The organism is Kribbella deserti (assembly GCF_042434725.1).
GTDB lineage: Bacteria > Actinomycetota > Actinomycetes > Propionibacteriales > Kribbellaceae > Kribbella > Kribbella deserti.
Genome location: NZ_JBHLTC010000029.1, coordinates 140,285 through 165,824, shown reverse-complemented (window position 1 = coordinate 165,824; position 25,540 = coordinate 140,285). Strand labels below are relative to the sequence as shown.

23 protein-coding genes are annotated in these 25,540 nt (G+C 68.0%); 9 read left to right on the top strand and 14 right to left on the bottom strand.

Translation table 11 applies throughout. The annotated features are described in order from the left end of the window. Nucleotide 1: 1 nt before the first annotated feature. Together ACFFGN_RS22540 and ACFFGN_RS22535 are read right to left on the bottom strand one after the other, a co-directional pair. Nucleotides 2–1,030 carry a FecCD family ABC transporter permease gene (locus ACFFGN_RS22540; protein WP_380050948.1) on the bottom strand — a complete coding sequence of 343 codons (1,029 nt, stop codon included), beginning with the start codon at nucleotides 1,028–1,030 and terminating at the stop codon, nucleotides 2–4. A 29-nt stretch (nucleotides 1,031–1,059) separates the two neighbouring features. Next, nucleotides 1,060–2,061, bottom strand: a complete 1,002-nt coding sequence (locus tag ACFFGN_RS22535) for a FecCD family ABC transporter permease (protein WP_380050946.1) — start codon at nucleotides 2,059–2,061, stop codon at nucleotides 1,060–1,062. 65 nt (nucleotides 2,062–2,126) lie between these two features. Here ACFFGN_RS22535 and ACFFGN_RS22530 point away from each other — a divergent pair, with 65 nt between their 5' ends. After that, nucleotides 2,127–3,119, top strand: a complete 993-nt coding sequence (locus ACFFGN_RS22530; RefSeq protein WP_380050944.1) for an ABC transporter substrate-binding protein — start codon at nucleotides 2,127–2,129, stop codon at nucleotides 3,117–3,119. A gap of 230 nt (nucleotides 3,120–3,349) precedes the next feature. Here the strand turns inward: ACFFGN_RS22530 and ACFFGN_RS22525 are convergent, their stop codons facing one another. Further along, nucleotides 3,350–4,198, bottom strand: a complete 849-nt coding sequence (locus tag ACFFGN_RS22525) for a LysM peptidoglycan-binding domain-containing protein (RefSeq protein ID WP_380050942.1) — start codon at nucleotides 4,196–4,198, stop codon at nucleotides 3,350–3,352. An 81-nt stretch (nucleotides 4,199–4,279) separates the two neighbouring features. Continuing rightward, nucleotides 4,280–5,029, bottom strand: a complete 750-nt coding sequence (locus ACFFGN_RS22520) for a pyrimidine reductase family protein (protein WP_380050940.1) — start codon at nucleotides 5,027–5,029, stop codon at nucleotides 4,280–4,282. A 123-nt stretch (nucleotides 5,030–5,152) separates the two neighbouring features. On the opposite strand from ACFFGN_RS22520, the gene ACFFGN_RS22515 reads away from it, so the two are divergent. From ACFFGN_RS22515 to ACFFGN_RS22505, 3 genes are read left to right on the top strand one after another with little or no spacing between them, the layout of a single operon-like run. Beyond that, a complete protein-coding gene (locus ACFFGN_RS22515) occupies nucleotides 5,153–6,484 on the top strand; it encodes an L-fuconate dehydratase (RefSeq protein WP_380050938.1) in 1,332 nt (443 codons plus the stop codon). Continuing rightward, nucleotides 6,481–7,233, top strand: coding sequence for an SDR family NAD(P)-dependent oxidoreductase (locus tag ACFFGN_RS22510; RefSeq protein ID WP_380050936.1), 753 nt, complete (start codon nucleotides 6,481–6,483; stop codon nucleotides 7,231–7,233). The genes ACFFGN_RS22515 and ACFFGN_RS22510 overlap by 4 nt, the downstream gene beginning before the upstream one ends. Beyond that, on the top strand, nucleotides 7,230–8,195 hold the full coding sequence (locus ACFFGN_RS22505) for an aldo/keto reductase (RefSeq protein ID WP_380050934.1): 966 nt from the start codon (nucleotides 7,230–7,232) through the stop codon (nucleotides 8,193–8,195). Before ACFFGN_RS22510 ends, ACFFGN_RS22505 begins: the two co-directional genes overlap by 4 nt. On the opposite strand, the gene ACFFGN_RS22500 is transcribed toward ACFFGN_RS22505, so the two are convergent. From ACFFGN_RS22500 to ACFFGN_RS22490, 3 genes are all read right to left on the bottom strand, one after another. Continuing rightward, nucleotides 8,185–9,798: an ABC-F family ATP-binding cassette domain-containing protein gene (locus ACFFGN_RS22500; RefSeq protein ID WP_380050932.1), complete on the bottom strand. Its 1,614-nt coding sequence runs from the start codon at nucleotides 9,796–9,798 to the stop codon at nucleotides 8,185–8,187. The genes ACFFGN_RS22505 and ACFFGN_RS22500 overlap by 11 nt on opposite strands. An 11-nt stretch (nucleotides 9,799–9,809) precedes the next feature. Next, nucleotides 9,810–11,405, bottom strand: coding sequence for an ABC-F family ATP-binding cassette domain-containing protein (locus ACFFGN_RS22495; protein WP_380050930.1), 1,596 nt, complete (start codon nucleotides 11,403–11,405; stop codon nucleotides 9,810–9,812). Between the two features lie 285 nt (nucleotides 11,406–11,690). Next, entirely contained in the window at nucleotides 11,691–12,371 is a 681-nt protein-coding gene (locus ACFFGN_RS22490; protein ID WP_380050928.1) for a FadR/GntR family transcriptional regulator, read from the bottom strand. Nucleotides 12,372–12,817: 446 nt separating this feature from the next. Here ACFFGN_RS22490 and ACFFGN_RS22485 point away from each other — a divergent pair, with 446 nt between their 5' ends. Genes ACFFGN_RS22485 through ACFFGN_RS22475 form a run of 3 tightly spaced genes read left to right on the top strand, consistent with a single transcriptional unit; the run spans nucleotide 12,818 to nucleotide 17,666 of the window. Continuing rightward, on the top strand, nucleotides 12,818–16,765 hold the full coding sequence (locus ACFFGN_RS22485) for a multifunctional oxoglutarate decarboxylase/oxoglutarate dehydrogenase thiamine pyrophosphate-binding subunit/dihydrolipoyllysine-residue succinyltransferase subunit (protein WP_380050926.1): 3,948 nt from the start codon (nucleotides 12,818–12,820) through the stop codon (nucleotides 16,763–16,765). Nucleotide 16,766: 1 nt separating this feature from the next. After that, nucleotides 16,767–16,943, top strand: a complete 177-nt coding sequence (locus tag ACFFGN_RS22480; protein ID WP_380050924.1) for a DUF6104 family protein — start codon at nucleotides 16,767–16,769, stop codon at nucleotides 16,941–16,943. Nucleotides 16,944–16,949: 6 nt separating this feature from the next. Beyond that, nucleotides 16,950–17,666, top strand: a complete 717-nt coding sequence (locus ACFFGN_RS22475) for an AAA family ATPase (protein ID WP_380050922.1) — start codon at nucleotides 16,950–16,952, stop codon at nucleotides 17,664–17,666. Nucleotides 17,667–18,291: 625 nt separating this feature from the next. Here ACFFGN_RS22475 and ACFFGN_RS22470 read toward each other — a convergent pair. After that, nucleotides 18,292–18,645 carry an ArsR/SmtB family transcription factor gene (locus tag ACFFGN_RS22470; RefSeq protein ID WP_380050920.1) on the bottom strand — a complete coding sequence of 118 codons (354 nt, stop codon included), beginning with the start codon at nucleotides 18,643–18,645 and terminating at the stop codon, nucleotides 18,292–18,294. Between the two features lie 115 nt (nucleotides 18,646–18,760). On the opposite strand from ACFFGN_RS22470, the gene ACFFGN_RS22465 reads away from it, so the two are divergent. After that, nucleotides 18,761–19,993 carry a calcium:cation antiporter family protein gene (locus ACFFGN_RS22465; RefSeq protein WP_380050918.1) on the top strand — a complete coding sequence of 411 codons (1,233 nt, stop codon included), beginning with the start codon at nucleotides 18,761–18,763 and terminating at the stop codon, nucleotides 19,991–19,993. Between the two features lie 75 nt (nucleotides 19,994–20,068). On the opposite strand, the gene ACFFGN_RS22460 is transcribed toward ACFFGN_RS22465, so the two are convergent. Next, a complete protein-coding gene (locus ACFFGN_RS22460) occupies nucleotides 20,069–21,241 on the bottom strand; it encodes an MFS transporter (protein ID WP_380050916.1) in 1,173 nt (390 codons plus the stop codon). Nucleotides 21,242–21,305: 64 nt separating this feature from the next. Here ACFFGN_RS22460 and ACFFGN_RS22455 point away from each other — a divergent pair, with 64 nt between their 5' ends. Continuing rightward, a complete protein-coding gene (locus ACFFGN_RS22455) occupies nucleotides 21,306–21,656 on the top strand; it encodes an ArsR/SmtB family transcription factor (RefSeq protein WP_380050914.1) in 351 nt (116 codons plus the stop codon). Between the two features lie 218 nt (nucleotides 21,657–21,874). Here ACFFGN_RS22455 and ACFFGN_RS22450 read toward each other — a convergent pair whose 3' ends face one another. The 5 genes from ACFFGN_RS22450 to ACFFGN_RS22430 all read right to left on the bottom strand — a co-directional run bounded on the left by ACFFGN_RS22450 (nucleotide 21,875) and on the right by ACFFGN_RS22430 (nucleotide 25,496). Next, nucleotides 21,875–22,156 carry a WhiB family transcriptional regulator gene (locus ACFFGN_RS22450; RefSeq protein ID WP_380050912.1) on the bottom strand — a complete coding sequence of 94 codons (282 nt, stop codon included), beginning with the start codon at nucleotides 22,154–22,156 and terminating at the stop codon, nucleotides 21,875–21,877. Between the two features lie 179 nt (nucleotides 22,157–22,335). Then, complete coding sequence (locus ACFFGN_RS22445; protein WP_380050910.1) at nucleotides 22,336–22,512, bottom strand: hypothetical protein; 177 nt, start codon at nucleotides 22,510–22,512, stop codon at nucleotides 22,336–22,338. A 74-nt stretch (nucleotides 22,513–22,586) separates the two neighbouring features. Next, the gene (locus ACFFGN_RS22440) at nucleotides 22,587–23,102 is read right to left on the bottom strand and encodes a GNAT family N-acetyltransferase (RefSeq protein WP_380050908.1); all 516 of its coding nucleotides are present in this window, start codon (nucleotides 23,100–23,102) and stop codon (nucleotides 22,587–22,589) included. A 3-nt stretch (nucleotides 23,103–23,105) separates the two neighbouring features. Continuing rightward, nucleotides 23,106–24,074 (bottom strand): zinc-binding dehydrogenase, encoded by a 969-nt coding sequence (locus tag ACFFGN_RS22435; RefSeq protein WP_380050906.1) that lies wholly within the window; start codon nucleotides 24,072–24,074, stop codon nucleotides 23,106–23,108. Nucleotides 24,075–24,293: 219 nt separating this feature from the next. After that, a complete protein-coding gene (locus ACFFGN_RS22430; RefSeq protein WP_380050904.1) occupies nucleotides 24,294–25,496 on the bottom strand; it encodes an NAD(P)-dependent malic enzyme in 1,203 nt (400 codons plus the stop codon). Between the last annotated feature and the right edge of the window lie 44 nt (nucleotides 25,497–25,540).

Genomic DNA, 25,540 nt, shown 5'->3' with positions numbered 1-25,540 from the left:
TTCAGCGTCCCTTCTGCTGACGGCCGATCAGGTGGATCAGGTACGGCGCACCGCAAGCGGCGGTAACCACCCCGACGGGCAATTCGTACGGCCCGACCCCAAGGGTCTCCAGACCGGTTCGGGCAACCAGATCAGCCAGTACGACGAACAGGCCGCCCAACATCGCAGTGGCCATCAGTGGTGGCCGATCCGCCTTCGCGAGGCGCTGCGCGATCTGCGGTGATACCAACGCCACGAAGGCGATTGGACCGGCGCCAGCGGTCGCGACCGCCGCAAGCAGGGTGGCGATGATGAGCAGGGCTAGCCGCGTGCGGGAGACCCGGACGCCTAGGGATGACGCGACGTCGTCACCGAGTACGAGCGCCGACAAGTCGCGTCCGAACGTCATGGCAAGTGGAACCAGCACGACCACGGCTACAGCGACAGGTGTCGCGTCAGCCCACGACCGGGCGTTGAGAGAGCCTGCAAGCCAGGCGGCGGCTCGACCCGCGTCCATCACGTCACCGAGGACTAGGAGCCAGGCGACGAGTGAGTTCGCTGCTGCGGCTACACCTACGCCAATGAGGACCACCCGGCCTGCATCGACTACACCTCGCTGCATGGACAACAGGCCCACAAGCAGAGTCGCGAGCAGCCCGCCGCCGATCGCCGCCAGAGGCACTCCCACCTTCGCGGCGAACCCCGAGACGCCACCGGCGCTTCCGGCGAACACGATGACCGAAACGGCTGCAGCCGACGCACCCGAGTTCACCCCGATGATGTCGGGGCTAGCGAGGGCATTACGCGAAAGCGTCTGCAGCAACGCACCCGACACCGCGAAGGCAATACCGACCAGAAGACCCGTAGCCACTCGTGGCAGCCGGAACTCCCTGACGACGAGCATGGTGCCGCTGTCGCCCGTACCGAGAAGAGCGCCTAGAACCTCGCTCACCGGGATTTTCGTAGTGCCGTAGCTCAGGGACACCAGAGCAACTGCGACGGCCAGTACGCCGAAGAGCGTGGCAAGAACAACCAAACGCGGTTTGGCCATCACAACCGGAGCAACCGGAGTAGCCGTGGTCACAGCGCTACCGCCCGTCGACGTACGACCATGATGAAGAGAGGCGCTCCGATCAGTCCGAGGACTACGCCCGCCTGGACCTCGCCAGCACCGCCAATGAGTCGTCCGGCCAGGTCGGCGGCCACAAGCGCGGCGGCGCCGGTTAGACCTGCTGCTGGAATCAGCCAGAGGTTGCGAGCGCCTACCAGTCTGCGAGCGACGTGACCTGCCAGAAGCCCCAGGAAACCGATCGGCCCGCAGGCGGCGACTCCGGCCGCAGTCAGCAGCCCGATCGCCGCCAGGCCAACGAACCGCGCGCGCCTGATCGAGAGGCCGAGCCCGGCTGCGACGTCATCACCCAGGGCAAGCAGGTCCAGACTGCGCGCGTTGATCATGGCCAGCACGAGACCGACCAGGGCGAACGGCAATACCTGCCCGGCCACGTCGAACCCGCGGTCCGCGACCGATCCGACCGCCCAGAAGCGATAACCGTCCAGGGTGTCCGCGTCGAGCAGCACGATCGCCGAAGTCACTGCCGACAGCATCGCCGCGACGGCCGCGCCGGTGAGCGCGAGCCCTACCGGCGAAGCACCGGTTCCCCGGGTCGCGAGGCGCTGGACGACGTACGTCGCGATCAAGGCCCCGGCGAGCGCGAACCACACCGTCGTACCGATGGAGGTGTTGCCGCGAACCTGCAGGCCGATCACGACCGCGAGGGCGGCGCCGGAGCTGACGCCGAAGATGCCAGGTTCGGCCAGGGCGTTGCGGGTGTGCCCTTGCATCAGCGCGCCCGCGATGCCGAGGCAGAGGCCGACCAGGACTGCGACCACCGTGCGCGGCAGCCGCAGCTTGCGCACGATGATGTCGGCGTCGCGGCCGGAGTAGTCGAACAGCGCGTGCGGAATCGCGTCCAGGCCGAGCCAGCGCGACCCGAGCGCGAGACTGGCGACGAAGGCCACCGTCACGGCGAGCGCGAGCAGCAGCAGGGCCACCGCGGGGGCGACCGGACGCGCTTTGGGCATGGTTAGGCAAGCCTTACTCGTGAAGTAGGGTGCAGGCACAGTAACCGATGTCCTCAGGAGATTCCGTGCGCCTCCCCCGCTTCACCGCCCTGCTCGCCGTCGCCGCGCTCGCCCTGACCGGCTGCGGATCGAACGAGCCCGACAACGCTCCCGGCGCGGACGCCTCCGCCGGTCAGGCCGGCGAGGGATGGCCCCGCACGGTCGAGCACGCGATGGGCAAGACCGAGGTGCCGGCCAAGCCCAAGCGCGTGGTGGCGCTGGACGCGAGCTTCGTGGACGCGACGCTGATCATGGACACCCCGGTGGTCGGTTTCACCGAGTACCGCACGATCGACGGTTCGCTGCCCGACTACCTCGGCGACGACCGCACGAAGTTCGCCCCGGAGGCGCAGAGCGTCGGCACGCTGGCCGAGCCGAACCTGGAGAAGATCCAGGCGCTCAAGCCCGATCTGATCGTCTCGGCCAAGGTCCGGCACGAGAAGTTGTACGACCAGCTCAGCAAGATCGCGCCGACGGTGATGTCCGAGACCACCGGCCCGACCTGGAAGGACAACATCCGGATGGAGGCGAAGGCCCTCGGTCAGGAGGCCCTCGCCGAGCAGGAGCTCGCCCAGTACGAGGCCGCCGCGAAGACCGTCGGCGCCGCCATCAACGCCAAGGCCAAGAACCCGACCATCTCGGTGGTCCGCTTCCTCGACGGCCCGACCCGGCTCTACCAGAAGGCCAGCTTCTCCGGCATCGTCTTCGCCGACGCGGGCCTGGCCCGGCCGAAGTCCCAGGACGTCGACGACTTCGCCCTGGAGATCAGCCCCGAGCGGATCAAGGACGCGGACGCCGACGCCATCTTCGTGACGGTCTACGCCGACGACGAGGGCAAGGGCGAGAAGACCAAGGCCCAGTTCAAGGCCAACCCGCTGTGGACCCCGCTCGCCCCGAAGGTGCACGAGGTCTCCGACATCACCTGGATGACCGCCGTCGGCCTGCAAGGCGCCTGGGTCATCCTCACCGACCTGGCCAAGGCCTTCGACGTCCCGGCCCCGGTCAAGCCGGCCTCCTGACCCCGCGGCTGTCGCCCCTGTCCACCCGATCACAGGTCGCCGGTGCGGCCCGGTGGCTCCGACGACTCCGGGCGACTCGGTGGAGCTCGCGACAGTGACGCGGTGGGCCGGTCCCGTTCGCCACGTCGGCCTGCGGACTCGAGGGTCGACCCGTCAGATCTCGCGGGTCCACTCCCTGTTCCGCATGTCCACGTGGCGAATAGGTGCTCGGCGGTGGACGCCGCGGGTGGTCAGGCGGGGAGGCGGAGTTTTTGCCCGGCCCGGATGAGGTTCGGGTTGGGCTTGAGGCTGGGGTTCGCGGTCAGCAGGGCGGCCAGGGTGATTCGGTGTGCCTTCGCGATCCCGGACAACGTCTCGCCGGATCGCACCACGTGCACCTTCGGCCGCGCCACCGGCGGGCGCGGTACCGAAGGCCGCGGTACCGAAGGCCGCGGGGCCGCGGGACGCGGTGGCGCCGGGGACTTGGCGAGACCGAGGATCCGGGCGATGGGCAGGGTGCCGGGATCGCCGTGGCTGTTCTCCGGAACATGCATGTGACCGCAATGGCCCTTGAACGTCCGCCACTTGGCCGGCGTCATGCGGACGCCGTTGCCGGCGCCGAAGGACGCGTCGAACGGTTTCCAGCTGACGTTCGAGGACAACGGGATCTGGTGCTGGACGTTGGCCCAGCGCGCGAAGGTGGCGAGGTCCCGCAGCACCCAGTCGGGCAGTGCCGGTGTGAACAAATGCGGGATCTTGCTCGCCTTCCACTCCGCGTGCGTCTTCGGATCGCAGGTGCCGACCAGTTCGACCTGGACGGCGTGCAGCGTGTTCGTCTCGACGCCGCCGGAGAGATTGCGCAAGGCCCGGCTGGAGACGTCGAAGTCGAAGTGCTGGTGCCAGACCAGCTTGCGCGCGGTGAAGTTGGGCACCGCGGTGAAGTTCGGCGCCTTACCACCCTGCTCGTAGCCGGGCAGGCTGGTGCCCTCGGTCGTGTGCCAGACGACGATCCTGGACTCCATCGGGTCCCCACCCCATTTGGACTGCCAGAAGTTGTCGACGGACGCGCCGGGAAAACGCTGAGGTCCGCTCTTGGCCATGGAAGTTCCCCCTCCGGTTGAGCCGCATCCCCCATTGACCGGCTCTTACCAGCAATTCTCCAGGCCTGGCTTCAGCTTTTCTTAAAGTCCCGCCGGCACGCCCCGGCGGTAGCGGGTGAACAGCAGACCGCCGTCGCCTTGGAGGACGTGCAGCGGGGTCATCCGGCGTACGGCGGAGGCGGGGCCGGCCACGATTCGGCCTGAACCGGCTCCGGCTAGTAGCGGGGATAGCGAGAGGCAGAGTTCGTCGAGCAGATCGGCCTCGATGAGCGTGCCGAGCAGACCGGGTCCGCCTTCGCAGAGCACTTGCGGCAAACCTCGGGCGGTCAGTTCGGACAGCGCCACCGTGGGGTCGACCTCCTGCTCCCCCGCGACCACCACGTCCGCCACCTCCGCCAGCGCCGTACGACGCTCGGGCGGTGCTGCTGCGTGTGTGATGACGATCGGGCGCACGGGCGCTTCGGCGAGGGCCCGGTGCGACGGGTCCAGCTCGAGACGGCCGGAGACGATCGCGAGGCCCGGGTTGTCGGGAAGGCCTTGTTCGCGTCGCCAGGCCTGACGCTCCTTGCCAACCCGGAGCGGGTTGTAGTTCTCGGCGCGGACCGTGCCGGCACCAACCAGCACAACATCCGCGAGCATCCGCAGTCGTCCGAGCATTTGCTTGTCGTCGTCATCGCCCAGGCTCTTCGAGACGCCTTCAACCTCCACGGCGCCATCCAGGCTGCTGACCATGTTCGCGCGCACAGTAGGTGTCGAGCGGTCGTCGGGCGCGTACGCCGCGATCAGCTCGGCTTCGGTCAGGTGTGCCGTGGAAGTGAGGCGCCGGATCATGCGCCCGACTGTAATCGGCGCAGAGATCCGATCAATTTGCAGTTAGCGGTATGCGCTTGCCCATACATCCTATAGGATTCGGGCGCAGTTGACGTTGGCTACCGCCGAGCAGAACGGGTAACGATGAGCCGCTTCACCGAATTCGAGACCTATGACGTCCGCTTCCCCACGTCGGTGGACCTGGACGGCTCCGACGCGATGAACGCCGACCCGGACTACTCCGCGGCGTACCTCATCGTGCGTACCGACGCCGGGGACGGTCTGGAGGGTCACGGGTTCGCCTTCACGATCGGCCGGGGCAACGACGTACAGACCGCGGCCATCGAGGCGTTGCGCGACCACGTACTCGGCCTGGACGTCGAGGCGACCCTGGCGGATCTCGGCGGCTTCTGGAAGTCCCTGGTGCACGATTCCCAGCTGCGCTGGCTCGGCCCCGAGAAGGGCGTCATGCACATGGCGATCGGAGCGGTTGTCAACGCGGTCTGGGATCTCGCGGCCAAGCGCGCGGGCGTTCCACTGTGGAAGCTGTTGGCCGATCTCACCCCCGAGCAGATCGTCGACCTGGTCGACTTCCGCTACCTGACGGACGCCCTCACCCGCGACGAGGCGCTGGAGATCCTGCGCCGGGCTGAACCAGGCCGGGCCGAGCGGGAGCAACTGCTACGCGCCAAGGGCTATCCGGCGTACACGACAACCCCCGGCTGGCTCGGCTACGACGACGAGAAGCTGGTCCGGCTGTGCCACGAGGCGGTCGCGGAGGGCTTCGGCCTGATCAAGCTCAAGGTCGGCGCGAACCTGGACGACGACATCCGCCGGATGCGGCTGGCCCGTGCCGCGGTCGGACCGGACATCCGGATCGCGATCGACGCCAACCAGCGCTGGGACGTGGCCGAGGCGATCACCTGGATCGAGGCGCTCAAGCCGTACGACGTGTGGTGGGTCGAGGAGCCGACAAGTCCGGACGACATCCTCGGCCATGCCGCGATCGCGCAGGCCATCGCGCCGGCCCGGGTGGCGACCGGCGAGCACGTGCAGAACCGGGTCGTGTTCAAGCAGATGCTGCAGGCCAAGTCGCTGTCGTTCCTGCAGATCGACTCCGCCCGGGTCGCCGGGGTGAACGAGAACATCGCGATTCTGCTGCTGGCGGCGAAGTTCGGCATTCCGGTCTGCCCGCACGCGGGTGGTGTCGGCCTGTGCGAGCTGGTCCAGCACCTGTCGATGTTCGACCTGATCGCGGTCAGCGGCAGCACCGATGATCGCGTGATCGAGTACGTCGACCACCTGCACGAGCACTTCGTGGACCCGGTGATCATTCGCGACGGACACTACCTGGCGCCGACCCGGCCGGGGTACAGCGCTGAGATGAATCCGGCCACCCTTGCCGAGCACCGGTATCCAGGTGGCAAGGTCTGGACCGAACTATCCACCGGCTGGCAGAAGGAGAACATCGCGTGACGGACTTCACCGGCCTGCGGGCCGTCGTGACCGGCGGAGCGTCGGGCATCGGCCTGGCCGCCGCCTCGCTGCTGGCGGCTCGCGGCGCGCAGGTGGTCGTCTTCGACCTCAAGCCCGACGTACCGGAGCCACTGAACGGAATCGCGGCCGACGTGAGTGACGACGCCTCCGTCCGCGCGGCGGTCTCCGCGGCGGCTCTGCGCCTTGGCGGCATCGACATCCTCGTCAACAACGCGGGCATCGGCGCGCAAGGCACAGTCGCCACGAACGACGACGACGAGTGGCACCGCGTCTTGGACGTCAACGTGGTCGGAATCGCCCGAGTCTCCCGTGCGGTGCTCCCGTACCTCAAACGGTCTGAGGCGGCCGCAATCGTCAACACCTGCTCTATCGCGGCTACGGCTGGCCTACCGAACCGGGCGCTCTACAGCGCCAGCAAGGGCGCGGTACTCGCACTAACCATGGCGATGGCCGCAGACCACGTACGTGAAGGCATTCGCGTCAACTGTGTGAACCCGGGTACGGCCGACACTCCGTGGGTCGGACGGCTCCTAGACGCCGCGGCGGACTCCGCCACCGAGCGAGCCAACCTAGAGGCACGTCAGCCGATGGGCCGACTTGTAACGGCTGACGAGGTCGCCCAGGCGATCGTGTACCTGGCGAGCCCACTGGCCGGTTCGACCACCGGTACGGCGCTGGCGGTCGACGGAGGCATGCAGAACCTGCGCCTTCCGGCGGTGAAGCAATGAGGTTGTTCCCGGCAGACCAGCGCGTAGGCCTCGGCGGCGGTCCGTTCGGCAATCTCTACAGCGAGGTCTCGGACGAGGATGCGGCGGCCGCGATCGAAGCCGCCTGGCAAGAAGGCTGGCGGTACTTCGACACGGCACCGCACTACGGCCTCGGCCTGTCCGAGGAAAGGCTTGGCGCCGCTCTGCGGGACAAGCCGCGCGACGAGTACGTCTTGTCCAGCAAGGTCGGGCGGATCCTCTACGAGAGTGACCAAGGCCCTGCACCGGATACCGAAGGCTTTGCCGTCACCACCACGCGCAGGCGTCGCTGGGACTTCAGCCGGGATGGCGTACTGCGGAGCGTTGAAGACAGCCTCCAACGTATGGGCGCCGACCGGCTGGACGTGGTGTTCGTGCACGACCCGGACGACCACTACGAGGAGGCGGTCGCCACTGCGTTCCCCACCCTGGTCGAACTGCGGGACCAGGGTGTGATCGGTGCGATCGGCTCCGGCATGAACCAGGCCGAGATGCTCACCGCCTTCGTCAACGAGGTCGACGTCGACGTGATCATGCTGGCGGGTCGCTACAGCGTGCTGGACCACCAGGCGCTCGACAACGTTATGCCCGCCTGCCAGGCGAACGACGTCCAGGTGATCGCGGTAGGCATCTTCAACTCGGGTTTGCTGGCTCAACCACGTCCGGCGGCCGACGCCACCTTCAACTACGCGCCGGCGCCGCCCGAGCTCATTGCCAAGGCCAACCAGCTAGCGGACATCTGCGAAGGCCACGGTGTCTCCCTGCCCGCGGTGGCTTTGCACTTCCCACTGGCTCATCCGGCCGTTGCCGGCGTTGCCGTGGGCTGCAAGACCGCCGCGGAGGTGCACGCCAATGCCGAGCTCGTCCGGGCGGACATCCCGGCCGAGGTCTGGTCAGACCTTCGCTCGGCCGGTCTCATCCGTCCGGACGCCCCTACCCCATAAGGCCGCCCGAACTCCCCCACTCCGCCAGGCCGCCCGGACTCCCCTGATCCGTAAGGCGGTCCGCGCTCAGCGACCACCAGCGGGTGATGCCGATCGTGTCCAGCCAGGTCTGATCATGGCTGGCCACGATCAGCGCGCCCTGGTACGCCAGCAACGCGTCGGTCAGCTGAGCCACGCTGGCCAGGTCGAGGTTGTTCGTCGGCTCGTCGAGGATCAACAACTGCGGAGGCGGCTCGGCCAGCAGCAACGCGGCCAGCGTCGCCCGGAACCTCTCGCCGCCGGACAGCGTGTTGACCAGCTGATCGGCCTCCCTGCCACGGAAGAGGAACCGCGCCAGCCGAGCCCGCCGTACGTTGTTGTCGGCCTCGGGCGCGGTCTTGGCCAGGTTCTCCGCGATCGAGAGAGTGTTGTCGAGTACGTCGAGCCGCTGCGGCAGGAACCGGCACGGCACCAGCGGGTCCCTCGCAAGGGCCCGGAGCAACGTCGTCTTGCCAACGCCGTTCGGGCCTTGCAGGGCGATCCGCTCGGGCCCTCGGACTTCGAGAGCGATCCGCTGGCCGGTGCGGATCCGCCGGACCAGCCGGACCACCTCCCGGCCGGTCGGAACCGCCGTCTCCGGCAGGTCGATCCGGATCGAGTCGTCGTCGTGCACGAACGCCTCGGCCTCGGTCAGCGCCTGATCGGCGGTCGCCAGCCGGTTCAGGTGCAGGTGGCGGTGCTTGCCTGCGGCAACTTGTGCGTCCTGCTTGCGATTGCCCATCACCACCTTCGGTTCGCGTTTGGTGTCCCACATCTTCTGGCCGTACCGCTGCCGCCGGTCGAGCTTGATCCGGGCCGCCGCCAGCTCGCGTTTCTGCTTGCGCAGATCGGCCGCCGCCATCCGGACCGCGCGCTCGGCCGCCTCCTGCTCGATCGCGACAGCCCGTTCGTACGCGCTCAGGTTGCCGCCGTACCAGCCGATCCGGCCGTTGCGCAGGTCGCCGATCTGGTCCACCCGGTCGAGCAGTTCCCGGTCGTGGCTGACGATCAGCAGCGCGCCACGGAAGGCCTCGACCGCGTCGTACAGCCTGGCCCGCGCGTCGCGGTCCAGGTTGTTGGTCGGCTCGTCGAGCAGCAGCACGTCCGGTCGATCCAGCAGTCGCGCCGCGAGGCCGAGCAGCACGGTCTCGCCACCGGACAACTGCCCGATCCGCCGATCGAGGCCGATACCGCCGAGGCCGAGCTTGGCCAAGGTGGCCTCGGCTCGTTCCTCGACGTCCCAGGCGTCTCCCACGACGGCCAGGTTGGCCGCGGAGGCGTCACCGCGTTCGATCGCCGCGATGGCCTGGCGGATCCGAGCGATCCCGAGGACCTCGGCGACGACCTGGTCGACGCCGAGGGTGAAGTCCTGCGGGAGGTAACCGAGCCGCCCGGCGATCCGGAGTTCGCCCTGCTGGGGCTGGAGGCGGCCGGCGATCAACCGCAGCAGGGTGGACTTGCCGGTGCCGTTGCGGCCGATCAGCCCGGAACGGACCGGACCGGCGACAAACGACAACCCGTCGAACACGAACTCTCCGTCGGGCCAGGCGAACGTGAGATCAGTACAAGTGATCGCAGAAGTCATTCGTCCCCCTTTCAGAGTGGATCGATAGCCGACAGTCCGTGCGAATCGAGTTGCAGCCAGCGGGTGATGCCGATCGAGCGCAACCAGGGCAGGTCGTGGCTCGCCACCACCAGCGCCCCGGCGTACGACGCGAGGGCGTCGGTCAGCTGGGCCACGCTCGCCAGGTCGAGGTTGTTCGTCGGCTCGTCCAGCATCAGCAACTGCGGTGGTGGTTCCGCCAGCAGTAGCGCGGCCAGCGTCGCCCGGAACCGCTCACCACCCGACAGCGTGCCGACGAGCTGATCCGCCGCCCGGCCCCGGAAGAGGAACCGCGCCAGCTGGGCCCGCCGTTCGTTGTTGTCGGTCTGCGGAGCGACCTCGGCGAGGTTCTCCGCGATGGTCAGGTCGTCGCGCAGCAGGTCCAGGCGCTGCGGCAGCAACCGGTACGGCACGACCGGAGCCGCCGACTTCACGATCTCGTGCAGCAGCGTGCTCTTGCCGGCGCCGTTCGCCCCGACCAGGGCGATCCGCTCCGGTCCCCGGATCTCCAGGTCGATCTCCTGACCGGTCCGCAGGCCCAGCCCGTCGAGCTGGAGCACGATGCGCCCCGGCGGTACGGCCGTGGCCGGCAGGTCGATCCGGATACCGTCGTCATCGTGAACCCGGGTCTCCGCCTCGGCGAGCGTTTCCTTCGCGGTTTCGAGGCGATCGATGTGCAGGTTGCGATGCTTGCCCGCGGCCACCTGCGCACTGCGCTTGAGACCACCCGCGACGATCTTCGGGATGCCACCCGCCTCCTGCGCGCGTTGTCCTTGCGCCCGGCGCTTGTCGATCTTGATCCGGGCTTCGATCAGTTCACGTTTCTGCCTCCGTACGTCGGACTCGGCCGCGCGGACCATCCGCTCGGCTGCTTCCTGTTCGATCGCGATGGCCTGCTCGTACGCCGACAGGTTGCCGCCGTACCAGGTGAGTTCGCCCTGACGCAGATCACCGATCTGGTCCACCCGTTCGAGCAGTTCCCGGTCGTGGCTCACCACCAGCAGGGCGCCACGGAAGGACGCGACGGCGTCGTACAACCGGTGCCGTGCGCTGAGGTCGAGGTTGTTCGTCGGTTCGTCCAGCAGCAGGACGTCAGGACGGCGCATCAGCTCCGCGGCCAGCCCGAGCAGGATCGTCTCGCCACCGGACAGCTCGGCGATCCGCCGATCCAGGCCGATACTGCCGAGACCGAGCTTGCCGAGCATCGCCTCGGCCCGCTCCTCCACGTCCCAGTCGTCGCCGACCGCGGTGAAGTTGGCCTCGGACGCGTCGCCCGCCTCGATGGCCGCGATGGCCTGGCGGGTGGTGGCGATACCGAGCGCCTGGTCGACGGTGAGCCCGACGTCCAGGGTGAGGTCCTGGGGGAGATAACCGAGCAGGCCGGTGGATTTCACCGCACCGCCCTGCGGCCGCAACCGGCCCGCGATCAACCGCAGCAGGGTCGATTTACCGGTGCCGTTGCGGCCGACCAGACCGGAACGGCCCGGGCCCACCACAAACGACAGGCCGTCGAAGACGACATCCCCGTCGGGCCAGGCGAAGTGCAGGTCGGTGCAGGAAATGGCCGTGCTGATAGGCGAAATAGACATGGTGGCTCCTGAGATCGGTGTCGAGGCCACACACCCAAAGAAATGGGGCGGCCAGCGGCGAAAGTCGATCTCAACGGAACAACCGGGTCTCCGATCAGAGGCAATAAGGCAAGCGGAACGATACCTAGGCCCAACGCAGGCGTTCAACCCATTTATTTCCACCCGGTACGACGACCGGCGCCGGGCCGCCCGGAACATCGGGGGTCAGTCGGCAGGGTGGGACTGCTGGGGTCAGTCGGCGGGTGGGGCCGTCGGGGTCAGTCAAGCGGGGCGGAACGGCCGGAGTCAGTCGGCGGTGGCGGCTTTTCGCAGCCAGGTCTCGACGCCGACGATGTGCGCGGTCATCCAGGCGCGCGCGGCTTCGGCGTCGCCGGCCTCGAGCGCGTCCAGGATGGCGCTGTGTTCGGCGAGGGTTCGCTCGACCGCGCCCGACTGGGTGATGCCGCGCCAGACCCGGGCACGCTGGGTCGCCCCGGATACGCCGTCCAGCAGGGAACACACCACCGTGTTGCCGGTCGCCTCGGCGATGCCGCGATGGAAGCGAAGGTCGTTCGCCACCAGCGTGTCCACGTCCGCGTCCGGCGTGAGCGAACTGGTCAGCTCACGGAGATGAGCCAGCTGCTCAGGCGTGATCCGGCCGGCCGCGAGGGCCGCGACACCCGGCTCCAGCAAACGCCGTACCTCGAAGAACTGCAGCACCGAGTCGTCCCGATGCAGATCGACCATGAAGCTCAACGCGTCGAGCAGGTGCGCCGAGTCGAGGCTGGTCACATAGGTGCCGTCGCCGTGCCGGACATCGAGCACGTTGACCAGGGTGAGGGCCTTGACCGCCTCGCGCAACGAGTTCCGCGAGAGCCCAAGCCGCGCGGCCAGATCCGCCTCTTTGGGCAACCGGTCGCCCGGCCCCAGCTCGCCCGAAGTGATCATCGACTTGATCTTGACGATCGCCTCGTCCGTCAGCGCCATTCGGTCAGTATGCCGCCCAACCAGCCCGCCCGGCCGCTTCCGGCACGGTGACCACTGGCGTCCGCCGTCCGGACCGGGCCGGAGGTCATAGCTGCGGCGTGGGCATGCGGCGCACCGGATGGCGAGCGGAGGCTGGTCAAGCGGTGAAATTGTGGTGAAGGTTGAGAGTGACGTTCGCCACAGCACGGACTGTACGGGTCGGCTTGCGGGTGGTGATCGCGGTGCCCACAACGGTCTGCTGGCAGGCCTTTGCCGGACGAACCCGCCTTGCCGGCCGCCGAACCGGGGGTGCACGCGGGTGGCGAGGCAACCAGTGGGGCGAGTGGTCCGGTAGGCCCGGGCTGTAGAAGTGTGGGCCGTGCTATTAGCCTTGCACTCGGGACCTACCCATAACTTCGGCATGCACATCACCGGCATTGACACGATCGGAAGAGGCGAACTGCCCAGTGGCCACCGAGCCATCAGAAACGAATCCCCTTGCAGCCTTCGGCGCGAACGAATGGCTGGTCGACGAGATGTACCAGAAGTACCTTCAGGATCCGAACTCGGTGGACAGGGCCTGGTGGGATTTCTTCAAGGGGTACACCCCGGATGCCGGTGCGAACCGGACGACCAAGGGCACCTCCAACGATGCCCCGCGCCCGGATGCCGTCTCCGACAACAAGACGCCCGAGGCGCCGAGCCGCGGTACCGCCGCCGGCGCCCCCGCCTCGAGTGTGCCCGCCGCCGTTCAGCCCGTAGCTCCCTCGGCCACCCCGGCCACGGCCACCCCGGCTAAACAGGCCGCCTCGGCGACTCCGGCCGCTTCGGCTCAGCCCGCGGCAGGGGCCGCCAAGCCGGCCGCTCAGGCGGCTGCGAAGCCCGCCGCGGCGCAGCCGGCCGCCGAGGCCAAGGCCGACCCGGCCAAGCAGCCCGCAACTTCCCTGACCAAAGCAGCACCTGCCGGAAGCGGCAGCCCGACCGGAGGCACGGTGAACCAGCCGCCCAGCGCGCAACCCCAGTCCGCACCCGCCCAGGCAGAGCCCGAGCGGATGATTCTGCGCGGTGCGCCCGCGCGGACCGTGCAGAACATGGAGTCGAGCCTCGAGGTCCCGACGGCCACCAGCGTCCGGCAGGTGCCGGTCAAGCTGATGATCGACAACCGGATCGTGATCAACAACCACCTCAAGCGCGCGCGGGGTGGCAAGGTCTCGTTCACCCACATGGTCGGCTGGGCCCTGGTCAAGGCGCTCAAGACGCTGCCCGAGATGAACGCGTACTACGAAGAGGTCGACGGCAAGCCGACGGTGGTGAAGCCCGCCCACATCAACCTGGGCCTGGCCATCGACATGCAGAAGCCGGACGGCACCCGGCAGCTGCTGGTGCCGTCGATCAAGGCCGCCGACACGATGACGTTCGCCGACTTCTGGATGGCGTACGAGGACATCGTGCGCCGGGCCCGCGACAACAAGCTCGCGCTGCCCGACTTCCAGGGCACCACGATCAGCCTGACCAACCCCGGCACCATCGGCACCCAGCACTCCGTGCCGCGGCTGATGAAGGGCCAGGGCGCGATCGTCGGCGTCGGCGCGATGGAGTACCCGCCGGAGTACCAGGGCGCGGCCGAGGAGACCATGGCCAAGCTCGCGGTCAGCAAGGTCATGACGCTGACCTCGACGTACGACCACCGCATCATCCAGGGCGCCCAGTCGGGTGAGTTCCTGCGCCGGCTGCACAAGCTACTGCTCGGCGAGGAGGGTTTCTACGACGAGATCTTCCAGGCGCTGCGGATTCCGTACGAGCCGATCCGCTGGGCCCAGGACCTGCCGCACAGCCACGAGGAGGACGTCAGCAAGCAGGCGCGCATCCTCGAGCTGATCCACGCCTACCGGGTGCGCGGCCACATCATGGCCGACACCGACCCGCTGGAGTACAAGCAGCGCAGCCACCCCGACCTCGACGTCGCCACCCACGGGCTGACCCTGTGGGACCTGGACCGCGAGTTCGCCACCGGTTCCTTCGGGGCCCAGAGCGACCGCCGGTTCATGAAACTGCGCGAGATCCTCGGCATCCTGCGCGACTCGTACTGCCGCACGGTCGGTATCGAGTACATGCACATCCAGGACCCCGAACAGCGCAAGTGGCTGCAGGAGCGGATCGAGCGTCCGCACACCAAGCCGCCGCGCGAGGAGCAGCTCCGCATCCTCGCCAAGCTGAACGAGGCCGAGGCCTTCGAGACCTTCCTGCAGACCAAGTACGTCGGCCAGAAGCGCTTCTCGCTGGAAGGCGGCGAGACCACCATCCCGCTGCTGGACGAGATCTGCGAGGAGGCCGCCGGCGCGGGCCTGGACGAGGTCACCATCGGTATGGCCCACCGCGGCCGGCTGAACGTGCTGGCGAACATCGTCGGCAAGTCGTACAGCCAGATCTTCCGCGAGTTCGACGGCAACATCGACCCGCGCACGGTGCAGGGCTCCGGTGACGTCAAGTACCACCTCGGCGCCGAGGGCGAGTTCATCTCCGAGCACGGCGACAAGATCAAGGTGTCGGTCGCGGCGAACCCGTCCCACCTGGAGACCGTCGACCCGGTCCTGGAGGGCATCGCCCGCGCCAAGCAGGACATCCTGAACCGTGGCGCGGCCTTCCCGGTCCTGCCGGTGCTGGTGCACGGCGACGCGGCCTTCGCCGGCCAGGGCGTCGTCGCGGAGACGCTGAACCTGTCGCAGCTGCGCGGTTACCGCACCGGCGGCACGATCCACGTGATCGTGAACAACCAGGTCGGCTTCACCACCTCGCCGGCCTCGTCTCGCTCGTCGATGTACTGCACCGACGTCGCGCGCATGGTGCAGGCGCCGATCTTCCACGTGAACGGCGACGACCCCGAGGCCTGCATCCGGGTCGCGGACCTGGCCTTCGAGTACCGCCAGGCCTTCAACAAGGACGTCGTGATCGACCTGGTCTGCTACCGCCGCCGCGGTCACAACGAGGGCGACGACCCGAGCTTCACCCAGCCGCTGATGTACGACCTGATCGAGCAGAAGCGCTCGGTGCGCAAGCTCTACACCGAGTCCCTGATCGGCCGTGGCGACATCACCGTCGAAGAGGCCGAGCAGGTGCTGCGCGACTTCCAGCAGCGGCTCGAGCGGGTCTTCACCGAGGTGCGCGAGGCCAAGTCCGAGCCGGACACCCCGCCGCCGTACGTGACGGTGCCGATCTACCCGGACAAGCCGGAGGGCCCGGACGCGACCGCGACCACGCCGGAGGTGCTGAAGAAGATCGCCGACGCGTACACCACGCTGCCGGAGGGCTTCACCGCACACCCGAAGGTGCTGCCGCAGCTGCAGCGCCGCGCCGCCGCGATCACCCAGGGCCCGATCGACTGGGGTACCGCGGAGATCATCGGCTTCGGTTCGCTGCTGTTGCAGGGCCGCCCGGTCCGCCTCGCGGGTCAGGACAGCCGCCGCGGTACGTTCTCGCAGCGGTTCGCGACGATCATCGACCGGGTCACCGGCCAGGACTACACGCCGCTGCAGCACCTCGACGAGGGCCAGGAGAACTTCTACGTCTACGACTCACTGCTCAGCGAGTACGCCGCGCTCGGCTTCGAGTACGGCTACTCGGTGGCGCGTCCGGACGCCCTGGTGCTGTGGGAGGCGCAGTTCGGTGACTTCGTGAACGGCGCGCAGAGCATCATCGACGAGTACATCTCGTCCGGTGAGGCGAAGTGGGGCCAGAAGTCCGGCGTCGTTCTGCTGCTGCCGCACGGCTACGAGGGCCAGGGCCCGGACCACAGCTCGGCCCGGATCGAGCGCTTCCTCACGCTCTGCGCCGAGGACGCGATGACGGTGGCACAGCCGTCGACCCCCGCGTCGTACTTCCACCTGCTGCGGCGCCACTCGCTCGGCGAGGAGCACCACCCGCTGATCGTCTTCACGCCGAAGCAACTGCTCCGGTTGAAGGCGGCGGTCTCGCAGCCCGAGGAGTTCACCCGCGGCGCGTTCCAGCCGGTCATCGGCGACCACGAGACCTCCACGGACCCCGCGGTCGCGAGTGGCGTCGAGCGCGTACTGCTCTCGTCCGGCCGGGTCTCGTGGGACCTGTTCGCCGAGCGCAAGAAGGCCGAGCCGGACAAGCTCAGCACCGCGATCGTCCGGGTCGAGCAGCTCTACCCGCTGCCGGTGGCCGAGATCCAGGCGGAGCTCGCGAAGTACCCGAACCTGCAGGAGATCCGCTGGGTGCAGGACGAGCCGGCGAACCAGGGCCCGTGGCCGTTCATGGCGCTGAACCTGACTCAGCACCTCGGCGGCAAGCCGTTCTACCGGGTGTCGCGTGCGGACATGTCCGCGCCGTCGGTTGGTTCGCACAGCGTGCACGCGGCCGAGCAGGCCACGCTGCTGAAGCAGGCCTTCAGCTGACGTGTACTTCACCGACAGAGGTATCGAGGAGCTCGAGAGCCGGCGTGGCGAGGAAGACGTCACGCTGGCCTGGATGGCCGAACGGCTGCGCGAGTTCGTCGACCTGAACCCGGAGTTCGAAACGCCGATCGAGCGGTTCGCCACCTGGCTGGCCCGCTTGGACGACGAAGACGATTAAGCAGAAGTGGTTTTCGAGACACATCCGGTACGGCGGGTGCAGGCGGCTGATGGCGTCGCACCCGGCCGGGAGTGGCCTCATACGATCCCGGCCGTCGCGCAGCTCCTGCGCGACGGCCTCGATCTTTCCCCCGGCGTAACCTTCCTCGTCGGCGAAAACGGCGCGGGCAAGTCCACCCTGGTCGAGGCCATCGCGATCGCCTTCGGCATGTCCCCCGAGGGCGGTTCCACCGGCGCCAGATTGAGTACGCGTGAGTCCGAATCGCCTCTGTCCGGGCAAATCCGTCTGACTCGCGGCGCGGGTGCCGCCCGGTGGGGGTTCTTCCTCCGGGCCGAGACGATGCACGGGTATTACACGTATCTGGAGAACAACCCGGGCGCGTACGACCCCAACTTCCACGAGATGAGCCACGGCGAGAGCTTTCTCGAGATCCTCCGCAGCCGGTTCGACAGCCCCGGGCTCTACTGCCTGGACGAACCCGAGTCGGCCCTCTCGTTCTCGTCGAGCCTCGCGCTGGTCGGCGTACTCAACGAGCTGGCCAACGGCGGCGCGCAGGTACTCTGCGCCACCCACTCCCCCGTCGTCGCGTCCGTACCGGGCGCGCGCATCCTCGAAGTCGGCGAGTGGGGCATCCGCGAAACCACCTGGGCGGACTTGGAACTGGTGCAGAACTGGAAGGCCTTCCTCCAGTCCCCCAACCGCTACCTCCGCCACATCATCTGACCCCGGACGCCACGACGGTCGGCCGGACGGCCCGGCGAGAGCGTGGCTGGCCACGATCGAGATGGGTTACCACCTCGGATTCCGGGGTGGTAACCCATCAGCGCGATGGCTGGCCACGTACAGGACCGAAGTGGTGGCCGGATGCCGGGGTGTTGCGCGGCTGGCGGGTTATTGCGCCGATGCCGGGTTGTGGCGTGCCCGCTGCCGAGTTGTTGTGCCACTACCCGGTTGCAGCCAGGTAGTCGTACCAAAACTCGGCAGTCGACCGTCCGACCAGGCCCAACCACCCGGCCCGGCCGCGATACCCCTGCCGCGAACCTTCCGCGACCACCCGGACCACTCGGGACCACTCAGGCGGGGCCACTCAGGCGAACGGCCATACCTCACCCGTCCCCCTGATAGCCCGCCGCCTTTGGTCGGTTCGGGCCGGGTCAAGGGCGCGTACGCGTCGGCGCAGCCGATCTCGACCCTTGACGCGGACCGAACCGACCTGACCATCGCGACCACTCAGGGGGACGGGTGACCACCGAGGTATTACCGGCTTTGGTGATACGAGGCGGGCCAGCGACGGGAGTTCTGTCGGCGTCCATAGGGCCGGGCGGAGGTGGATCGAAGCCGAGGCGGGTTACTCCGGGTCGGCGACGGAGGGTTTGTTGCGGCGCAGGGGTGGGTCGGGGGCGAGGGTGCCGTCGGGGGCGATGTGCTCGAAGATCTGGTCCACCAGGGTGAGCACGTGCGGGTCGTCCACGGTGTAGATGTGGCGACGGCCTTCGCGCCGGGCGGTGATGATGCCGGCCAGGCGAAGCTTGCCGAGGTGCTGGCTGGCCGTCGCGATGCTGACGCCGACGCGGTCGGCCAGCGTGCCGACGTCGTACTCGCCTTGCGCCGCGAGGGAGACCAGGTGCAGGCGAACAGGCGCCGAGAGCATCGCGAAGGTGCTGGCGGCGGCATCAAGCTGGGCGCGGGTCGGTTCTGTCATCGCAAAAGCCATTCTGGTGCCTGAGGCGTCCACTTTCTGGACGCCAGGCCGCAGGTGATGACGCTCTCATACTTGCGCAATTGCGAAAGTATCGAAGTGATGGCAGGCTTGAACTGTGTTCAGAGCTTTCCGCCCCGTAGCCCTCTGCCTGGCGCTGGCCATTCCGGCCGTGGTGCTGAGGCTTACCGGGCTCCACCCGGCGCCGGCGATTTCGCTGGCCGTCTTCGGCTTGGGCGTGGTGGCCGCGTCGTTCGTGCTGGCCTGGGCCGCCGAGGCGGCGGAGGTCGACATCTCGGGCGGACTGGCCATCGCCGTGCTGGCCCTGATCGCGGTTCTGCCGGAGTATGCGGTGGATCTCTACTTCGCGCACACCGCCGGCAGCAATCCGGAGTACGTCGCTTACGCGGCGGCCAACATGACCGGATCGAACCGGCTTTTGCTCGGCCTCGGCTGGTCCGTGGTGGTGCTGGTCAGCCTGTTCATCGCGAGCAAGCGCAGCGGCCGTACGGTCCGGGCCCTCGTGCTCGACTCGGGTTATCGCCGCGAGCTGGGTTTCCTCGCGATCGCGGCCGTGGTCGCCTTCGCGATCCCGATCAGCGGGCAGATCCACCTCGTGCTGGGGATCGGACTGCTGGCGTTCTTCGCGTTCTACCTGTGGCGTGCGGCCATGTCGGGTGACGACGACGAGCCCGAACTGGTCGGTCCCGCGGCCCGGATCGGCGCCCTGGCCACCGCGCAGCGCCGTACGCTCGTGATCGGCATGTTCATCAGCGCGGCCGCCATCATCTTGGCCTGCGCCGAGCCTTTCGCGGAATCACTGGTCGCCAGTGGACGCGTCCTGGGCGTCGACGAGTTCCTGCTGGTGCAGTGGTTGGCGCCGCTCGCGTCGGAGACTCCTGAGTTCCTGGTGGCGATCCTGTTCGCCTGGCGTGGCAAGGGCGCGGCCGCGATCGGCCTGCTCATCTCGGCCAAGGTGAACCAGTGGACGCTGCTCGTCGGCAGTCTTCCTGTCGCCTACGGCATCGGAGGCGGTCCGGCAGCCTTGCAGCTCGACAGCCGCCAGACCGAGGAGTTCCTGCTTACGGCGACGCAGACCCTGCTGGGCATCGCCGTACTGCTTGCGCTTCGTTTCCCGCGCTGGGCGGCGTGGACGTTGCTCGGCCTCTTTGCGGTGCAGTTCGCCGTGCCCGGTCAGACCGGGCGGTATGTGCTCTGCGGGATCTACCTGGTGCTGGCGATCGGTGCGTTCGTGCACAACCGCCACCACATCATTCCGACACTGCTGGCGCCGTTCCGCCGGGAGCCCGCCGTGGCTCCGGCTCCGGCGGAACAACACCAACTCGTCTGAAGCCCGCCTAGATCGGTCTTGGAGTCGCATCGCTCAACGAGCCGACCACCTCCTCGATACGGAGCGGTGCGTTTCTCACGCTGCGACCACCGTGGGCTGAGGCGTCCGGAACGAAGCGCTGACCCACGCGAGCGCCAGGGCGAGGGCGGCAACAAACGGAACCCACAGTGGCCCAGGGCCATCGACGAGAAGGCCGCCGAGACCGGCCGCCACCGCGGTTCCGAGGTAGAGACCGGAGATGTTGAGCGAGATGGCCGTCATGGGAGCACTCGGCGCCGCTTCGATGGTGCTGGCCTGGAGCGGAGGATTAAGAGCCCACGCGAACACCGACCAGATAGCGATCCCGGCCAGCAGGAGCGGGACCGGCGCGCCCAGCGCGAAAAGGCCTCCGACCAGGACGAGAGCCAGCGCATGCCCGCCCACGACGATCAGGCGACTGCGACGCCCACCGTAGCGATCGGCGAGTCTGCCACCCAGAAATGCCGACGGGACGCCGATAACACCGACGAGCAGCAGCACCCACGGTAGTGCCTGCGTGTTGGCTTGATGGTGCTCCAGGAGAGCAGAGAGGTAGCTGTAGAACATCAGGCCCCCTACGCCGGAGAGGGTGACGGCGAGAACAAGTCGCAGCACGCGCACGTCGCGAAGGGGACTCAGCCGCTCGGCCAGACCTGCTGCCGGGGAGCCACTGAGCTGAGGCAGTCGAGCGCCGAGCACAAGCATGGCCACGAACCCGACGACCGCGATCAGCACGAACGTCGAGCGCCACCCGAACAGGGCACCGACCCACGCCCCGACTGGAACTCCGGTGAACAGCGCGACGGTCAGCCCTGCGGTGACGACCGAGAGGTAGCGCCCCTGACGATCAGGCGGAGCCCCTTGCGCGGCGACGGCGAACGCGGTGGACGACACCACTGCCGCGGCGAGACCAGCGATTGCCCTCAGCACGACCAGGACGCCGAATGCGGGCGCCAAGGCAGCGGCGAGGTTCGCAACCACGAATGTCGCCAACCCGGCGAGGATCACGCGACGCCGCGGATAGGGATCGAGCACAACCGCCATCACGGGCGCACCGAGCGCAAAGGTCAGCGCGAACACAGTGATCAACTGGCCCGCCGTACCCGTGGTGATCTGTAGATCGGCGGCCAGTTCGGGAAGAAGGCCGGCAACCACGAACTCGTCAGTACCCAGCGCGAGTGTGGCGACGAAGAGGCCGGCCAGCCAGCCGGGCAGTTGAAGGCGTCTCATGCCGCCACCTTATTCGATGATCGACGAACATCGAATAAGGTGGCGGCAGTGCGATACTGGACAGGTGGCGAAGGATGCACATCACCCGGACCTGGACGAGGTGGCACTGACCACCGTCCTTGCAGCCCTGTCCGACCCTTTGCGGTTGGGTCTGGTGCGACTACTTTCCGACGGCGTGGAGCGTCAGTGGGGTGAACTTGATGCACCCGTCGCGAACTCCACGCTCAGCCATCACCTGAAGGTGCTCCGGTCCTCGGGGGTCACGCGGACCCGGGAGGAAGGCACCCGGTGCTACGTGCACCTGCGGACCGATGAACTCGAGAAGCGGTTCCCCGGACTCCTGCTAAGTGTGCTGGCCACTCCGGGGCACGGCGCCACGGACGTCGGAATCAAGCCGTCACGACAGTCAGCCTGACCCCGCGGCCGAGGGCCTCGGCTTCACTGTCATCAACCTCGTGCCACCCAACAGCTAGTGTCCTGAGTCGGAAGTTCGTGCTTCAGCTCCGGTGTCCAGGTGCGTGCATCGCAAGGCGGAGAAGCGGTCGCGATGCTCTAGCATCGTGGCCGTTTCTCCAACGCCGCGAGGTGCGTGCCTGGGCGCCGGAGATGTGCACGAACTTCCGACTCAGGACACTAGCTGGCCTGTTGTTCGTCGCGGCGATCGGCGGGGCCGGGGCGGCCGCGGCGACGTCCGTTCAGAAAGTTCTCCCCCGCGGCGACACCGCTGAACTTGGTCCGCCGGGCCCAGGCCCGGCAGTCCTCCAGCACCGGGCAGGCCGTCAGGCAGACGGATTGTGCCTTCCGCCGCTCCCAGACACTGGCGGTCTCGTCGTACGCCGGTCCCTGGCCGATACAAGCGGCTTTGGACATCCAGCGGTCGGCGGGGTCAGCGATCACCGTCAAGGTAGGCCTCATGGGCGCTCCTGTTTCCGTCATCGATCAGGCGGATCGATCCCGGGGGTTTCCCGTGGTGAGGTCAGCTTCGGTCAGAACCGTTGCCCCGGTGCGACGAACTTGTTTCCGGCGTGCAACGTCCGGTTCCGGCCTCCCACACTTCTGGGCCGCCACGGCGGCAATTCGTGGCGGCCCGGGCCTCATCGCCGGCGTCCGCGCCAGCGGGCCGACGTACCGACACCCGCCAGATGCAAGGCGATGCAGAGCAGTCCTGCCATCAACAGCGTCTGGGTCGTGAAGGCGTCACCCACGCTGGCGTTAGCCCAATCCAAGATGAGTGCCAAACCGAAAATCACTGCGGCAATGATCGCGAACATCACGTCTCCCAACGAGCATGGCGGATGGGCGGCTTGCCCTCTCTTCACCAGTACCCACCGGGCGCGACGAACAGTCACACCCCGGAGCGGACCATCCGGATCTCGGGGACACCGAAGAAAGGCTCGTCCACCCGGGTGCCATCGGGAACGAAGCCGTACTTCGCGTAGAAGGCCTGGGCGCGACTGTTGCCCTCCAGAACCCACAGACTGGCTGGAGCGTTTCCGATCGCCTCCTGCATCAACTGATCGCCTAGACCGCTTCCCCACCACGCATTGCGGACGTAGATGGCGTAGAGCTCCAGAATCGTTGGCGGCTGCTCGTCCCGATTAGCCCCGGACTGAGCGAACCCGATCACCTTCTCCTGTACGGGCGCGTCTGGGTCGGGGTTGATCGCGCCCCACACCACCTGCCCGTTGGCCAGCCTGGTGCTCCATCGTTCGATCCGGCGGTCTACATCGGCTGTAGCTGCCGCGAGCTTCTCGGGATCGGCCAAGCCGACGTACGTCTCTTGCCAGCACTTCAAGTGGCAGTAGGCGCCCGCCTCGGCATCAGCCAACTCCAGGCGTCGTACGACGATCTCGAGTTGCATGGGTCAGACCGTGAAGATGACCTTGCCGAAGACGTCGCCCTCGTTCATCCGGGCAAAGCCGTCGCGGGCGTCCTTGAGCGGCATGACCGAGTCGATGTGCGGCTTGATCCCTGTATTGGCCAGGAACGACAACAGCCCGGCCAACTCCTGACGAGTGCCCATGGTCGATCCCTGGATCCGCATCTGCAGAAAGAAGATCCGGTTCAGCTCGGCCGACTTCGGCGCCTGGCCACTCGTCGCGCCGGAGATCACCACCGTGCCGCCCGGACGGAGCGACTTCAGCGAGTGCGACCAAGTGGCCTGGCCAACCGTCTCCATCACCGCGTCCACCCGGTCCGGCAACCGTGCGCCCGACTCGAACGCGTCGTGCGCGCCGATCTCGATCGCCTTCGCCCGCTTGGCCTCGTCCCGGCTGGTGGCCCACACCCGGTAACCGGCCGCACGCGCCAACGTGATCAAGGCCGTCGCGACGCCACCACCCGCGCCCTGGACCAGCACGGTGTCGCCCGGCTTGAGGCCCGACTGCGTGAACAACATCCGGTACGCCGTGAGCCAGGCCGTCGGCAGGCACGCGGCCTCCTCGAAGCTGAGGCCAGCGGGCTTGGCGATCACGTTCTGCGCGGGTACGACGACCTTCTCCGCGAGTGTGCCCTGGAACCGCTCGCTCAGCAGACTGCGGCGCGGGTCGAGCGTTTCGTCACCCTTCCAGGCCGGATCCGAGATGACCGCGTGTACGACGACTTCGTTGCCGTCCGCATCGAATCCGGCGGCGTCACAACCGAGGATCATCGGCAGCTTGTCCTCGGACAGGCCGACGCCCTTCAGCGACCACAGGTCATGGTGGTTCAGCGCGGTGGCCTTCACGTCCACCGTCACCCAGCCCTCGGGCGCGACCGGCTCGGGCCGCTCCCCCACCTCCAGCGCGGAGATCGGGTCCTCGGGCGCAAACCTGGCAGCGTAGGCAGCAAGCATGTCCCCACCCTAGGCCGGTCCCGCCGTCGCGACAGTGGTTGACGTCACGCCCACCGCAGTACGTCGGCCGGCATCACACCGGAAGGCAGTACGTCGGCCGGCATCACACCGGGCGGCAGCACGTCCGCCGGCATCACGCCAGGACGCAGTACGTCCGGAGAACCTTGCCCGCTAGCGCAAGGTTCTCCGGACGTATGGGCGTCAGGAGGGTTCCGGCGGTCAGGCGCGCGCGACGCCGTCCGCCTGGGCGGCGGCGGAGACGGCCGCGGCGACGGCGGTGGCAACGCGGGGATCGAACGGCGACGGGATGATGTAGTCCGCGCGCAGTTCGCCGTCCGGGATCAACGCCGCAAGGGCTTCGGCCGCCGCGAGCTTCATGCCTTCGGTAATCCGCGACGCGTCCACGTCGAAGGCGCCGCGGAAGATGCCCGGGAACGCCAGCACGTTGTTGATCTGGTTCGGGAAGTCCGACCGTCCGGTGGCCACGACAGCGGCGTACCGGTGGGCGATGTCGGGATGCACCTCGGGCGTCGGGTTGGCCAGCGCGAAGATGATCGCGCCTTCGGCCATCCGGGCCACCGCGTCCTCGGGCACGGTGCCACCCGAGACGCCGATGAACACGTCGGCGCCGTCGAGCGCGTCGACCAACCGGCCGGACGGACCATCGGTGTCGTTGGCCAGCGAAAGCTTGACGGGCGTCAGGTCGGCCCGGTCCTTCGAGAGCACGCCCTTGCTGTCCACGACGGCGAGATCGCTCACACCGGCCTGGAGCAGGATCCGCGCGCACGCCACTCCGGCGGCACCGGCTCCGGAGATGACCACCCGGATCGACTCGATCGACTTACCGGTGAGCTTAAGCGCGTTCCGCAGCGCGGCGAGCACCACGACCGCCGTACCGTGCTGGTCGTCGTGGAAGACCGGAATGTCGAGCCGCTCCTTGAGGCGCCGCTCGATCTCGAAGCAGCGCGGCGCGGAGATGTCCTCGAGGTTGATACCGCCGAAGGTCGGCGCGAGCCGCACGACCGTCTCGACGAACTCGTCCACATCGGTGCAGTCCAGCGCGATCGGCACGGAGTTCACGCCGCCGAACTCCTTGAACAGCAGCGACTTGCCCTCCATCACCGGCAGCGAGGCCTCGGGACCGATGTCACCCAGACCGAGCACGGCGGTACCGTCCGTGATCACCGCGACCGTATTCGCCTTCCAGGTATAGCGGCGAACCAGTGCGGGGTCCCGCGCGATCGCGGTACAGACGCGGGCAACACCCGGCGTGTAGGCCTTCGACAGATCGTCGGCGTCACCGACCTTGACGGTCGAGATCACCTCGATCTTGCCGCCGACGTGCAGATCGAAGACCGGATCGCCGGCGTAGGCGTCCGCCTGGGGATGGTCGTTCTGGGTGGGAAATGCTTCAGCAGCCATGGTGACCCTTCGGTACTCCCGTTGGCGCGCAAGCCAACGAAATA